The sequence below is a fragment of the Streptomyces sp. H51 genome, assembly GCF_035656535.1.
In the GTDB taxonomy this organism is placed as follows: domain Bacteria; phylum Actinomycetota; class Actinomycetes; order Streptomycetales; family Streptomycetaceae; genus Streptomyces.
In genome coordinates this window covers 305,682-318,626 of sequence record NZ_JAYMHD010000075.1, presented here as the reverse complement: position 1 = coordinate 318,626, position 12,945 = coordinate 305,682, and the positions used below count along the sequence as shown (strand labels likewise).

16 protein-coding genes are annotated in these 12,945 nt (G+C 73.7%); 3 read left to right on the top strand and 13 right to left on the bottom strand.

Translation table 11 applies throughout. The features are described from left to right. Positions 1–59: 59 nt before the first annotated feature. Positions 60–785, top strand: coding sequence for a molybdopterin-dependent oxidoreductase (locus tag VKA29_RS28115; RefSeq protein WP_324788789.1), 726 nt, complete (start codon positions 60–62; stop codon positions 783–785). Continuing rightward, positions 769–1,395 carry a cytochrome b/b6 domain-containing protein gene (locus VKA29_RS28110; RefSeq protein ID WP_324788788.1) on the top strand — a complete coding sequence of 209 codons (627 nt, stop codon included), beginning with the start codon at positions 769–771 and terminating at the stop codon, positions 1,393–1,395. Before VKA29_RS28115 ends, VKA29_RS28110 begins: the two co-directional genes overlap by 17 nt. 79 nt (positions 1,396–1,474) lie before the next feature. On the opposite strand, the gene VKA29_RS28105 is transcribed toward VKA29_RS28110, so the two are convergent. Together VKA29_RS28105 and VKA29_RS28100 are read right to left on the bottom strand one after the other, a co-directional pair. Beyond that, positions 1,475–2,872, bottom strand: a complete 1,398-nt coding sequence (locus tag VKA29_RS28105) for a gluconate:H+ symporter (protein WP_324788787.1) — start codon at positions 2,870–2,872, stop codon at positions 1,475–1,477. Between the two features lie 114 nt (positions 2,873–2,986). Next, complete coding sequence (locus VKA29_RS28100; RefSeq protein ID WP_324788786.1) at positions 2,987–3,505, bottom strand: gluconokinase; 519 nt, start codon at positions 3,503–3,505, stop codon at positions 2,987–2,989. A gap of 138 nt (positions 3,506–3,643) precedes the next feature. Here VKA29_RS28100 and VKA29_RS28095 point away from each other — a divergent pair, with 138 nt between their 5' ends. After that, on the top strand, positions 3,644–4,345 hold the full coding sequence (locus VKA29_RS28095) for a FadR/GntR family transcriptional regulator (RefSeq protein WP_324788785.1): 702 nt from the start codon (positions 3,644–3,646) through the stop codon (positions 4,343–4,345). A 15-nt stretch (positions 4,346–4,360) separates the two neighbouring features. On the opposite strand, the gene VKA29_RS28090 is transcribed toward VKA29_RS28095, so the two are convergent. The 11 genes from VKA29_RS28090 to VKA29_RS28040 all read right to left on the bottom strand — a co-directional run bounded on the left by VKA29_RS28090 (position 4,361) and on the right by VKA29_RS28040 (position 12,876). Continuing rightward, complete coding sequence (locus tag VKA29_RS28090) at positions 4,361–4,792, bottom strand: YchJ family protein (RefSeq protein ID WP_324788784.1); 432 nt, start codon at positions 4,790–4,792, stop codon at positions 4,361–4,363. 73 nt (positions 4,793–4,865) lie between these two features. After that, positions 4,866–5,555: a DUF4389 domain-containing protein gene (locus VKA29_RS28085; protein WP_324788783.1), complete on the bottom strand. Its 690-nt coding sequence runs from the start codon at positions 5,553–5,555 to the stop codon at positions 4,866–4,868. A 5-nt stretch (positions 5,556–5,560) separates the two neighbouring features. Beyond that, the gene (locus VKA29_RS28080) at positions 5,561–6,277 is read right to left on the bottom strand and encodes a CBS domain-containing protein (RefSeq protein WP_324788782.1); all 717 of its coding nucleotides are present in this window, start codon (positions 6,275–6,277) and stop codon (positions 5,561–5,563) included. A 565-nt stretch (positions 6,278–6,842) separates the two neighbouring features. Further along, positions 6,843–7,031 (bottom strand): hypothetical protein, encoded by a 189-nt coding sequence (locus VKA29_RS28075; protein WP_324788781.1) that lies wholly within the window; start codon positions 7,029–7,031, stop codon positions 6,843–6,845. Beyond that, positions 7,028–7,924 (bottom strand): universal stress protein, encoded by an 897-nt coding sequence (locus VKA29_RS28070; protein ID WP_324788780.1) that lies wholly within the window; start codon positions 7,922–7,924, stop codon positions 7,028–7,030. Before VKA29_RS28070 ends, VKA29_RS28075 begins: the two co-directional genes overlap by 4 nt. Positions 7,925–8,039: 115 nt before the next feature. Next, positions 8,040–8,462, bottom strand: coding sequence for a pyridoxamine 5'-phosphate oxidase family protein (locus VKA29_RS28065; RefSeq protein ID WP_324788779.1), 423 nt, complete (start codon positions 8,460–8,462; stop codon positions 8,040–8,042). An 84-nt stretch (positions 8,463–8,546) separates the two neighbouring features. After that, positions 8,547–9,761, bottom strand: a complete 1,215-nt coding sequence (locus VKA29_RS28060; RefSeq protein ID WP_324788778.1) for a PAS domain S-box protein — start codon at positions 9,759–9,761, stop codon at positions 8,547–8,549. Between the two features lie 41 nt (positions 9,762–9,802). After that, on the bottom strand, positions 9,803–10,798 hold the full coding sequence (locus VKA29_RS28055; RefSeq protein ID WP_324788777.1) for a SpoIIE family protein phosphatase: 996 nt from the start codon (positions 10,796–10,798) through the stop codon (positions 9,803–9,805). A 49-nt stretch (positions 10,799–10,847) separates the two neighbouring features. Next, positions 10,848–11,276, bottom strand: a complete 429-nt coding sequence (locus tag VKA29_RS28050; RefSeq protein WP_324788776.1) for an anti-sigma regulatory factor — start codon at positions 11,274–11,276, stop codon at positions 10,848–10,850. Next, positions 11,273–11,659, bottom strand: a complete 387-nt coding sequence (locus tag VKA29_RS28045) for an STAS domain-containing protein (protein WP_324788775.1) — start codon at positions 11,657–11,659, stop codon at positions 11,273–11,275. The genes VKA29_RS28050 and VKA29_RS28045 overlap by 4 nt, the downstream gene beginning before the upstream one ends. Beyond that, the gene (locus VKA29_RS28040; RefSeq protein WP_324788774.1) at positions 11,659–12,876 is read right to left on the bottom strand and encodes a PAS domain S-box protein; all 1,218 of its coding nucleotides are present in this window, start codon (positions 12,874–12,876) and stop codon (positions 11,659–11,661) included. The genes VKA29_RS28045 and VKA29_RS28040 overlap by 1 nt, the downstream gene beginning before the upstream one ends. Between the last annotated feature and the right edge of the window lie 69 nt (positions 12,877–12,945).

The following is a 12,945-nucleotide window of genomic DNA, read 5'->3' as shown; positions in this document are numbered from 1 at the left end:
CTCTGACGGGCACCCGCGTTCCCTGGCCCGGCCGGGGCCGCGGGTGCTCGAATGGAGGGGTGAACCCCGAACCGCCCGAGGAACGCGGCGCACCGGTCGGCCGCCGCGTCTTCCTCGGCACCCTCGGCCTGGGCGCCCTCGGCGTCCTCGCCGCGCCCACCCTGCAACGCGGCCTGGAGGCGTTCCTCGGCGGCGCCGCCGACAAGGACCCCACCGGCCTGACCGGGCTGCTGCCCAACGGCGGCGGCTTCCGCTACTACTCGGTCGCCTCCTCCGTACCGCGCAAGAGCGCCTCCGGCTACCGCCTCACCGTCGGCGGCCTCGTCGAACGCCCCGCCTCCTACACGCTCGCCGAACTGCGCGCCCTGCCGCAGACCCGGCTGGTCAGGGACGTCCAGTGCGTCACCGGCTGGCGGGTGCCCGACACGCCCTTCGAGGGGGTGCGGCTGTCCCGGCTGCTCGACGCCGCCGGAGTGCGGGCGGGGGCCGGGGCGGTGCGCTTCACCTGCTTCGACGGCACCTACACCGAGAGTCTCACCCTCGACCAGGCCCGCCGCGCGGACGTCCTGGTCGCCCTGCGCATGCGGGACGAGGACATCGGCCACGCCCACGGCGGCCCGGTCCGCCTCTACGTGGCGCCCATGTACTTCTACAAGTCCGCCAAGTGGCTGTCCGGCATCACCGTCACCGAGGACGTGCGGCCCGGCTACTGGGAGGAACGCGGCTACGACGTCGACGCCTGGGTCGGCCGGTCGAACGGGCGGGACGATGACCCCACGAGCTGAGGCGAGGACGCCGCCGGTCGCCGGGGTCCGCCGGTTCGGCCCGGTCCAGCGGTGGGTGCACCGCACCACGGCCGCCCTGATGGGCGTGTGCGTGGTCACCGCCGCCTTCCTGTACGTCCCGGAACTCGCCGAGCTGGCCGGCCGCCGCGAGCTGGTCGTCCGCGTCCACGAGTGGGCCGGCCTCGCCCTGCCCCTGCCCGTCCTGGCGGGCCTGTTCTCCCGCGGCTTCCGGGCCGACCTGGGCCGGCTCAACCGCTTCGGCCCCCACGACCGGCTCTGGCTGCGCGCGGTCCTGCGCCGCGACAAGCGCCGCTCCGCCCGCCCGGCGGCCAAGTTCAACGCCGGGCAGAAGGTCTACGCCGCCTGGATCGCCGGGGCGACGCTGGTGATGCTGGGCACCGGCCTGATGATGTGGTTCACGCATCTCACGCCGATCAGGTGGCGCACCGGCGCGACCTTCGTCCACGACTGGCTGGCCCTCACCGTCGGCGTCGTCCTCGCCGGCCACATCGGCATGGCGCTCGGCGACCCGGAGGCCCGGCGCGGGCTGCGGACCGGGACGGTCAGCCGCGAGTGGGCCGACCGGGAGCACCCCCTGTGGCGGTACTGACGAAGGGCGAGGGCGAGGGCGAGAGGACGGGCCGGGGCCGTGCCGGGACGTCACCGCCCAGGCAGGTCCCCGGCCCGTCTCAGATGACCAGCGACAGCAGCATGACCAGCCCGCCGGCGACCACCGAGATGATCGTCTCCATGACGGACCAGCTCTTGACGGTCTGCCCGATGCTCAGCCCGAAGTACTCCTTCACCAGCCAGAACCCGGCGTCGTTGACGTGGCTGAAGAAGAGGGAGCCGGCGCCGACGGCGAGGACCAGCAGGGCGGCGTGCGCGGTCGACATGTCGGCCGCGAGCGGGGCCACCAGGCCGGCCGCCGAGATCGTCGCCACGGTCGCCGACCCGGTCGCGAGCCGGATCCCGACCGCGATCAGCCAGCCCAGCAGCAGGGCCGGTATGGACCAGTCCTCGGAGATGTCCAGGATCATCCGGCCCACCCCGCAGTCGATCAGCGTCTGCTTGAAACCGCCGCCCGCGCCGACGATCAGCAGGATGCCGGCGATGGGCGCCAGGCTGCTCTCCACCGTCCGCTGTATCCGCTCCCTGCCGAAGCCGGCGGCCCGGCCCAGCGTGAACATGCCGACGATGACGGCGGCGAGCAGTGCGATCAGCGGAGAGCCCACGACGTCGAAGACGCGCTGGGTGGTGTTCGCGGGGTCGTCGATCACCAGGTCGACCAGTGCCTTGGACAGCATCAGCACGACCGGCAGCAGCACGGTGGCCAGCGTCGGCCCGAAGCCCGGCCGCCGCTCCAGTTCCGCCGAGGCACGCGGCGGCAGCATCCGCTCCGGGACCGGCGCGTCCACCCAGCGGGCGGCGACCTTCGAGAACAGCGGACCGGCGACGATCACCGTGGGGACGGCGACCAGCACGCCGAGCGCGAGGGTGACGCCGAGGTCGGCATGGAGGGCGTCGATCGCGACCAGCGGTCCGGGGTGCGGCGGCACCAGCCCGTGCATCACGGACAGGCCCGCGAGCGCAGGGATGCCGATACGCATCAGCGAGTAGTTGCCGCGCCGGGCGACCATCAGCACGACCGGGATCAGCAGCACGATGCCGACCTCGAAGAACAGCGGCAGACCGATCACCGAGGCGATCAGCACCATGGCCCACGGCATCGCGCGCCCGCCCGCCCTGGCGAGGATCGTGTCGACGATCTCGTCGGCGCCCCCGGAGTCGGCGAGCAGCTTGCCGAGGATCGCGCCGAGGGCGATCAGCACGCCCACGCCGGCGACCGTGGAGCCGAGCCCGGTGGTGAAGCTGGTGATCGCCTTGTCGAGCGGCGCCCCGGCGATCGCGCCGAGCGCCAGCGATCCGATGGTCAGCGCCAGGAAGGCGTGCAGTTTGAACCGCGTGATGAGCAGGACGATGACGGCGATGCCCGCCAGAACGGCGATGCCCAGCTGAGCGTGACCGGCCGAGGTGATCGGCTCGGGCACGTCCGCTGCCAGCATCTCGACGCTGAGTCTGGTCACGGTTTCCCTTGCAGGTACGGGGGACGGGGGACGGGGGAGTGGTGTCGGGCGAGACCCGGCCCGGTACCACCGGGCCGGGCCGGGCACTGCCGGATCGGGCCGGGCGAGGCGCTGCTAACGGGCCGGGCGGGACAGCGCGGCCAGCGCGCCGACGGCCCGTTCGGTGATCTCCGCGGGACTGCCCACGACGTCCACCTCGACGCCCGCCTCGTCCGGCCCGAGCGGCTGGAGCGTGGCGAACTGGGAGTCGAGCAGCGCCGTGGGCATGAAGTGCCCCTGCCGGTGCGACATCCGGTCCTCGACGAGCGCCCGGTCGCCGGTGAGGTGGACGAAGACGACGCCGGGAGCGGCGGCCCTGAGCCGGTCGCGGTACGACCGCTTCAGCGCCGAGCAGCTGACCACCCCGCCCAGCCCCTCCCGGTCGTGCGCCCAGGCGCCGATGGCGTCCAGCCACGGCCACCGGTCCGCGTCACCGAGCGGGATCGCGGCCGACATCTTGGCGATGTTGGCCGACGGGTGGAAGTCGTCGCCCTCGGCGTACGGCACGCCGAGCCGGGCCGCGAGCAGGGGACCGATGGTGGTCTTCCCGGTGCCCGCTACGCCCATCACGACGACGACCTGGGGGGTGCTCATGGCTGCCTCACTGTCTGCTGTCCTCGTCGACACCTGATTGCCGACGCCACTGAAGCCGATTAGGTACGACGAATTCAAGGGGCTGTGACAAATAAGTCTGACTTTTTCTGGCCGTGACGCGCCCCGTACGCTGAGTGCATGAGCACAACGGGCCGGGGGCTGCACGGCCGCGTACTGGACACCCTCGGCCCCGCGATCACCGCGGGCGAGTACCCGCCGGGCAGCGTCCTGCGCACGGACGAGCTGGCGCAGCGTTTCGAGGTGTCACGCTCGGTGATGCGCGAGGCCGTGCGCGTCCTCGAGTCGATGCACCTGGTGCGGTCGCGTCGCCGGGTGGGCGTCACGGTGCGGCCGACCGCCGAGTGGAACGTCTACGACCCGCAGGTCATCCGCTGGCGGCTGGCCGGCGCCGACCGCCCGCGGCAGCTGCGCTCGCTCACGGTGCTGCGCTCGGCGGTCGAACCGGTCGCCGCGGGACTGGCCGCCCGGCACGCCTCCCCCGAGCAGTGCGCCGAACTCACCGAGTGCGCGCTCGGCATGGTGGCCAACTCACGCGGCCACCGGCTCCAGGGCTACCTCGTCCACGACATCGCCTTCCACCGGGTGATCCTCACCGCGTCCGGCAACGAGATGTTCGCCCGTCTCGGTGACGTCGTCGCCGAGGTGCTGGCCGGCCGCACTGAGCACGAGGTCATGTTCGAGGACCCCGACCCGGCCGCCGTCACCCTCCACGTCCAGGTCGCCGAAGCGGTGCGCGAGGGCGACGCGGAGCGCGCGGAGCGACTCACCCGGGAGATCACCGTGGGCGCCCTGCGGGAACTGGACGTCCTGGCGCCGTAACGCCCTCCGGCCGCCTCAGCCGAGGAAGTCCCCGTCGACGTAGACCCACGCCCCGTCGACCCGTTCGAACCGGCTGCGCTCGTGCAGCGAACCGCCCCGGTAGGACGCGCGGAAGGTCACCGTCCCGGTGGCGTGGAACGCCGAGCCGTCGGCGGTGCCGAGGATCTCCAGCCCCGTCCAGCGCATGCCGGGGTCGAAGTCGACCCGCGCGGGGCGCATGCGCGGGTGCCAGGTGCGCAGCAGGTAGGCCTCGTCGCGGCGCACGAAGGCGGCGTAGCGCGAGCGCATCAGCGCCTCGGCCGTCGGCGCCGCGGCCTCGCCCCGGTGGAAGCGGTCGCAGCACTCCTGGTACGTCTCCGCGCGACCGCACGGACAGCCGGGCCTGGGGGCCGGCGCGGAGCCCTGCTGCGGGCGGGGCCGGGAGGTACGTCGGGACATGCGCCCCATTGTGCTGCACCCGGCGAGCCGGGGGCCGCGCCGGACCGCCTTCCGCACCGGACCGGCGCCACCGGGGCCGTGGTCACGGCCGTTCTTCCACCGCGTCTGCCGTCCCCGCCGTCCCCGTGCCCGGCTCGGCGCCCCCCATGTCGAGGCGGAACGGCGGATAGCTGTCCGTCATCAGGCAGACGTACGCGGCGACCCGCAGCGCCCACCGGTCCAGGCCCATGACCAGGTCGAACAGGGACCTGGGGTACTCCTCGGTGAACGCCAGCGTCACGGCGGCGATCAGCACCAGCACGGCGACCAGCCCGCCGCCCCACCAGGCGAGATTGACGCCGCTGAGGAAGAAGCAGAGGACGAGGTAGTGCGGTATCGCCAGCAGCCACCACTTGACCAGCACCAGGCCGCGGGAAAGGCGCTCGGGGTAGGCGACGTCCAGCCGCGCCGGATAGTCCGGCTCCTCACCCAGGCTGAAGGGCGGGTACCGGTCGGTGCCCAGGGCCCCGTACCCGTAGTAGGCCACCCGCCAGCTCCAGCGCAGCACCCCCAGGCTGAAGTCGAACAGGGCCCGCGGATAGCGCTCGGTGAACAGGACGGCGAAGAACGCGACCACGCTCACCACGAGGAACGCGATCCACAGGAAGGACAGCACCACGTAGTGCGGGATCAGCAGGATCCACTTCACCAGCCACAGCCACCGGGACAGCGGCTCGTCCGGCTCCGCATCCACGCGGACCGGGGTGCCCGGGGACGCCGCGAGGGTCGTCATGACGATCAGCTCCTTCCGGCGGTGCTCGCCCCGGAGGACGGGTGCCGCTCGGGCGGACGCGTGTCGTCGTCGCGGTACGTCAGACCGTTCACGACGCCGACCACCCCGTCCACCCGCCACGTCAGCCGGATCACGAGCGGGACGTCGGTGCGGTTCTCCACCTGCCCGTCGAGCGTGACCATGCCGTCCCGGACCGAGACGTTCACCGCGTACGCCGGCAGGCACATCGTGCCGGTCAGCACCTCGTCGATCACGTCCTGGCGGATCTCCTCGTCCGAGCGCAGGAAGACCCGCAGCAGATCCCGCCGGGTGGCGATGCCGATCAGCCGGTCCTCCTCGTCCACCACCGGGAGCCGGTCGACGCCGTGGCGTTCCATGATGCGCGCGGCGACCTCGACGGCCTGCTCCGGGTGCACGGTGACCGCGGGGCTCGACATCATCTCCCCGGCCGTGGTGGCCCGGGCGACGGCGGCCGCGCGCCGGGCACGGCGCGGCGCGGGCAGTATCCGCAGCCGCCGCGCCTTGCCGTCGGCGGGCCCGGCCGCCTGGCGGCGGATCAGGTCGGTCTCGGAGACCACCCCGAGGACCTTGTCGTCGTGGTCCACCACGGGCAGCCCGCTGATCCGGTGCTCGGCCAGCAGCCGGGCGATGTCCTTGAACGACGTCTCCCGGTGAGCCTCGACCACCTCGCGGGTCATCACCTCGCCGACGATGCGGGCCATCACGACCACTCCCTTCTCGCCCACCGTCCACGAACAGGCGTGACGGAGTTCTGCTGTGCCGACCGGGCGGCGCGTGACCGTCCCGTCCTCGCGGACCGTTCCGGACGGCCGGTGGCCCCGATGCTCTTTCAGGCTCCCGCGCGGCGCTCCGCCGGTGCAGGGGCCGAGCGTCCTGCCCGCAGGACCGAACCGCCCCACCGAGTCCGGCCGTCCCGCCACCTCCCGGCCTCGGGCCGGCCGCCCGGTCACGGCCGTCCGGCCACGCACGGGAGCCGGAGGACCCGGCTCCCGCTCCCGCCCCGCGGACGCGCGAAGGCCGCCCCGCCGAAGCGGGGCGGCCATGGCCGGACGTCCTCACGGACTCGCGCCGGACGTCCTCACGGACTCGCTCCGGACGTCCTCACGGACTCGCTCCGGACGTCCTCACGGACCCGCGCCGAGCGGCCTTGTACGGGCTGCGCAGAGCGCCTTCACGGAACCCGCGCCGAGCGGCCTCGTACGGGCCGCGCAGAGCGCCTTCACGGACCCGCGCCGAGCGGCCTCGTACGGGCCGCGCAGAGCGCCTTCACGGACCCGCGCCGAGCGGCCTCGTACGGGCCGCGCCGAGCACCTTCACGAAACCCGCGCCGAGCGGCCTCGTACGGGCCGAGCCGAGCACCTTCACGAAACCCGCGCCGAGCGGCCTCGTACGGGCCGAGCCGAGCACCTTCACGAAACCCGCGCCGAGCGGACTCGTACCGGGCCGCCGGGTCACTCGTGCGGAACCACCGCGACGGGCGCCTTGGCGTGGTGCAGCACGGCGTGCGCGACCGGCCCGATCCGCGCGCCGAGCGGGGTACGCCGGATGCGCCGGCCCACCACGACCAGCGACGCGTCGGCCGCGGCGTCCACCAGATGACCGCCGGCGTTGCCTATCACGGCGTCCTCGACGACCTCCACACCGGGGAACTTCTCCCGCCACGGCGCCAGGGCGGCCTTGACGGCGCCCGCCTCCTGACGGGCCAGCTCCTCGTTCAGCGCCTGGTCGGTGGCGGCCCCGTAGGCGAAGTAGGGCGGCAGGCTCCAGCCGTGCACCACGCGCAGCCGCGCCGCGCGGCGGGACGCCGACTCGAACGCGAACGCGATGACCGTCGCGTCGGGGTGCTCGTGGTCCAGCCCGAGCACGACGTCCCGGTAGGGCGTCTCGGCCGACGGGCGGCCCTCCGCGTCCGGCCGGCGCTCGTCCTCCGGGCGCGTGCCCGAACGCACCAGGACGATCGGCCGGTCGGTCTGGGCGACGACGCCGAGAGCGACGGAGCCGACCAGGAAGCCGGTGACGCCGCCCAGCCCACGGGAGCCGATGACCAGCGGGTCGGCCTCCTCCGAGGCCCCCAGCAGCGCCGTCCCGGGCGCCTGCGACACCTGCTCGTAGGTGATCGTCAGGCCGGGGTGACCACGGTGCAGCTGCTCCGTCGCCTCGCGCAGGATCCGCAGCGCCCAGTGCTGGTGCGTCGAGTCCTCCGATGCCGGCTCGGCGTACCGCTGCCAGTCCCAGGCGTGCACCAGGTGCAGCGGGAGACCCCGCATCTCGGCCTCACGAGCGGCCCATTCGGCGGCCGCGAGGCTCGCGGGCGATCCGTCGAGTCCGACGGTCACGGTACGGGTCATGGCAGGACCTCCTGGTCGTACAACAAGTGTGCGGTGCTTCGATCACAGGATGGCAGGCGTGATCAACACGGCGGCAGGGCCGAGCGGCCCGTGATCCCGGTGGCTTTCGGCCCCCTCACCCGGAGCCGCGGACGCCCTTCAGCTCACGCCCGGTGACGATCTCCGCCTCGATCCGCACGAAGACGCCCTCCGGCAACGGCATCCAGGAGCGCGGGCCGGTCCTGGTCAGGCGCTCGTGCTCGGCGGGGTCGGTCACCACGCAGGCGCGGCCGGTGACGACCACGCTCCAGCCGGACCGGGCCTCGGCGTCGAAGTCGTCCGCCTCGAAAGCGACCACGACCCCGTCCACCGCGCGCACCAGATCCGACGCCGCCGACGTGCGCAGCAGCACGGAGAAGTCGTCGTCCAGGGAGAAGTTGACGGGCAGAACGGCGGGCAGCGCCTGACGCGTGTACACGACACGGCCGACCGGCACCTTGGTCAGCAGGCGCAGACACTCGTGCCGGTCGAGCACACGGAAGCCGTCCCCATCCACCATCCGGCCATGGTCTCGCCCGGACAGCACCGGGGTTTAGGGCCGGTCGGCCCTGTTTGCCGGGCCGAGCCGCACCGCCGGGGTGCCCTATCCGATCCGGGCGGCGGGCCGGGACGGCGGCGGCGATCCGGCCGCGCTGAGCGGAATGCGCCAGCACAGCCGGGTGCCGCCCTCCGGCCGGTCGGCCACCTCGAAGGCGCCGCCCAGCTTCTCCGCCCGGCGCCGCATGTTGGTCAGACCGCTGCTGCGGGTGGGCCGGCCGATGCCGCGGCCGTTGTCGACCACCTCCAGCAGCAGCTCGTCCGCCGCGTGCACGGTGACCTGGACGGCGGTGGCCCGGGCGTGCCGCGCGATGTTGGACAGCGCCTCGCGCACCACGGCGAGCAGGTGCGCGGCCGTCTCGTCCGGCAGCGCGGCGTCGACCGGGCCCTCGAACGCGACCGCGGGCGCGAACCCGAGCCGGTGCTGCGCCGAGGACGTCTCGTCGATGACCTGGGCGCGCAGGCTGGCCGCCTTCTGCGTCGGCTGGTTGAGGTCGAAGATGGTGTTGCGCAGCTCCCGGATGGTGGAGTCGAGCTCGTCGATGACCCGGTTGACCCGGCCGGCGGTGTCGGCGTCGGCGCCACGGGCGGCGATGCTCTGCAGCGCCAGACCGGCCCCGAACACTCGCTGGATGACCATGTCGTGCAGGTCGCGGGCGATGCGCTCGCGCTCGGCCATCACCTCGCGGTCCGCCCGCGCCGCGGCCAGCTCGGCCTGGGCGGCGAGCTGCTGGGTGATGTCGCGCACCACGGTGCAGAAACCGACCAGGTCGCCCTCGGGGTCGCGCATCGCGGACACCGTGACGGCCACGTCGACCTCGGTGCCGTCGGCACGGCGCCAGCTGCTCTGGTGCGGCTCGGCGTGCTGCCGCGAACGGATCTGCTCCACCGCGGAACGGTAGGCGGCGAGTGCCGCGTCCGGCATCAGGTCGTCGACCGACCGGCCCACGACGTCCCGCTCGCTGCGGCCGAACAGCCGCTCGGCGCCCGGGTTCCAGGTCTCGACGCGGTCGGCACGGTCCACCGAGAGCATGGCGTCGTCGGAGGAGGCCACGATGGCCGCGAGCCGGGCCTCGGCCGCCCGGGCGGCCTCCAGCTCGGTGTGCAGGGCGATCAGACCCCGGTTGGTGTCCTCAAGCTCCTGACGCAGCTCGTCGAGCAGCCGGTCACGCGTGTCCGGCTGCGGTCGCCCGCCGGCCGCCTCGTCGGCGACCGCGGAGTGTGCGCCTCCTTCGGCCCGGAGGTCGCGCGGATTCTCCATGTCAGGACCGCCCTTCGCCTCCGTCACCCGCGACCCGATCATCATGCCACGCGGTCGGTGCCGCGGACCACGAGCACCGTGGCGTCGTCCGTGGGCCGGCCGAAGTCCCGCTGCACGACCGCCGCGACGATCGCCGGATGCCGCCGCGTCAGCAGCGGGTGCTCCTCCAGGTTCCAGCCGGACCGGATCCCGTCCGAGACCAGGACGAGGGCCGATCCCGGCTCCCAGGGACAGCGCTGGATCCGGGTGCCGGGCACGGGCAGGTGGGTGCCCAGGGTGCCGGGCCGGTCCAGCAGATGCACGGACCGGGCACCGGTGTACACCCGCCCGGTGATGTTCCCGACGGCCGCGTACGACAGCTCGCCCCGGCCGGCGTCGATCAGGCAGGTGCCCAGCACACCGCCCCGGGTGCCGCGCATCGCCTCGTGCGCCTGCCGGACGAACCGTTCCAGATCGGTGACCGGGTGCCGTTCGAACGCGGTGACCGCGGCGCGCGACGCGGCGGCCGCGCCGGAACCGTGCCCCAGACCGTCGACCACCAGCGCGGCCAGCGCCGGGCCGGGCGCGACCGTCCAGGCGTCCCCCGACTCCCCGTCCCCGCCGTAGGGCACGTTGACGCCGCCGAAACGCCACCGGGCGTCCGGATCGGGCGCCGCGGAGCCCAGCCGCGCGTACACGACCGTGCCGCGCCGCGTGGAGTACCAGTCGAACTCGACCGCGTTCCGGCGTACGACCCGCAGCCCGGCGTTCAGCCCGCCGCCCCGGAACGGACCCGTCCGGGCGGGGACGGCGTCGTCCGCGGCCGGCGCGAGGACGCTGCCGGTCATCCCCGGTCCGCTGTCGACGGACAGCAGCTCGATCCCGTCCCCGGCCCTGCGCACCAGCACGTAACCGCCGGGATGGGCGTGCCGGACCAGGTTCGTGCCCAGCTCGGTCGCGACCAGCTCGGCCGTGCCCGGACGCAGCCCGGTCTGCGCGGCCGACAGCCGGGCGACCGACCGGCGCAGCGCACCGACGTCCTCCTCGGCGGCGATCATGTACCGCTGGTGTTCGCTCTCGCTCAGCGCCGTCGCACCCCAGTCGCCCCTACCGCTGCCATTTCACGATCACCACCGTGGTGCCCGTCCCCGGGACGGAGGTGAGGGTCATGTCGTCCACCAGCCGCCGGGCTCCCGGCAGCCCCAGCCCGAGGCTGCCCTTGGTGCTGAAACCGTCGGTCAGCGCCGCGTCGATGTCCGCGATGCCCGGACCCTCGTCGCTGAACGTGGCCCGCACCCCGCGGCGGCCCTGGCGGAACACCTGCTCCACGCTGATGCGGCCGCGGCCGCCGGTGGCGTAGTTGAGGATGTTGCGGGCCAGCTCACTGCCCGCCGTGATCAGCTTCGTGGCGTCCACCAGGTTCAGACCCGCCGCGTCGGCCTCGGCGCGCAGCACCTTGCGGACACGGATCAGGTCGGCCTCGTGGGCGATGGCGAAGGCGTCGGCCTCGCGGCCGGTCGTGGCATCCGTCGTCACGGGCGGTCCGCACCCGAGTCGCCACGGCGCAGCCGTCGCAGCAGCGCCAGCCCCTGCTCGGCGTTGAGCGCGGTGTCCAGGTGCCCCATGGGGACGCCCAGCTCCACCAGCGTGATGGCCACCGCGGGCTGGATCCCCACCACGGCCGCCTGCGCGCCCAGCAGCCGCACCATCGCCACGATCCGGGCGAGCACCCGGGCGATGAAGGAGTCCACCACGCTCAGCCGGCTGACGTCGATCAGCATGCCGCTCGCCGAGGTCCGCGCGACCTCCCGGGTGAGCTGCTCCTCGATCTGGATCACCGTGGTGTCGTCGAGGTCGCCCTGCAACGCCACCAGCAGCGTGTCGCCGATCTGCATGACCGGCACCACGTCCTCGGTCATCACACCTCACCCCCGGTCAGCGCACGCGCGGCCAGCTCCGCCGAGCCGGCCCGCTCGGCCAGCACCGCCAGCGCCAGCTGCAGGGCGTCCTGAAGGGTGTTGCGGGAGCGCAGGCGCCCCATGTCGATGCCCAGGTGCACCATGGACTGGGCGGTCTCGGGGCGCACCCCGCTCATGATGCTCACCGTGCCCATCAGCGCGGCCGCCTGCACCGTCTTCAGCAGGTGCTGGGCGACCTGCGTGTCGATGGTGGGCACCCCGCTGATGTCCAGGATGGCCACCTCGGCCTGGGTCTGGGCGATCTTCTCCAGCAGGCCCTCGGTCAGCCGCGTCGCCCGCAGCGTGTCCAGGGTGCCGATGATCGGCAGCGCCAGGACCTTGTCCCAGACCTGGATGACCGGCGTCGACAGCTCCAGGATCTCGTCCCGCTGCCGCTGCAGCCGCTGCTCGGTCTCCCGGCGCTCGGTGACGTCCCGGATCGCGGCGGCCACCAGCTGGCCCTCGGCGGTCTCCAGCGGGCTCAGACTGATCTCCACGGGGAACTCGGAGCCGTCCCGGCGCATTCCGTACAGCTCCAGGCCCGCGCCCATCGGCCGCAGCCGCGGGTCGTGCAGGAAGCCCGTGCGGTGGCCGACGTGCCGGTCGCGGAACCGCGACGGCACCAGGACCTCGATCTCCCGGCCGACCAGTTCGTCGCGCTGGAAACCGAACAGCGCCTCGGTCTGCCGGTTGACCAGCACGATCCGGGCGTCGGGGCCGACGATCACCATGGCGTCGGGCGCCGACTCCAGCAGGCCGTGGAACAGCGACTCGGCCCGCGCGCTCTCGGTGACGTCCTGGAGCGTCTTGACGAAGCCGGTCACCCTGCCGTCCGCCTCCCGCACCGGCGTCAGCGTGACCCGGGCGAGGAACCGCTCGCCGCCCTTGCGCACCCGCCAGCCCTGGAACGCCCGGCGGCCGTCCTGCCGGGCCGCGTCCAGCTCCTGCTCGACCAGTCCCGCGTCGCGGTCCTCCGCGGTGTGCAGCGCCGCCACCGACCGGCCCACGATCTCGTCGGAGCCGTAACCGGTCATGGCCTGCGCGGTCCGGCTCCAGCGGACGACTTCGCCCTCGGGACCCAGCTTGATGACGGCCTGGTCGGTGACCGCGTCCAGCATCGCCTCGAGATCGCGCAGGCCGCCCTGCGGATCCCGGCCGCCTTCCGATGACCTCGTCATTCCGACCTGCCTCCCGCGTCCTCGGTCCCCACCGGGCACCCGCCGCGGGCGCCCCGTTCCCGGCGCGGC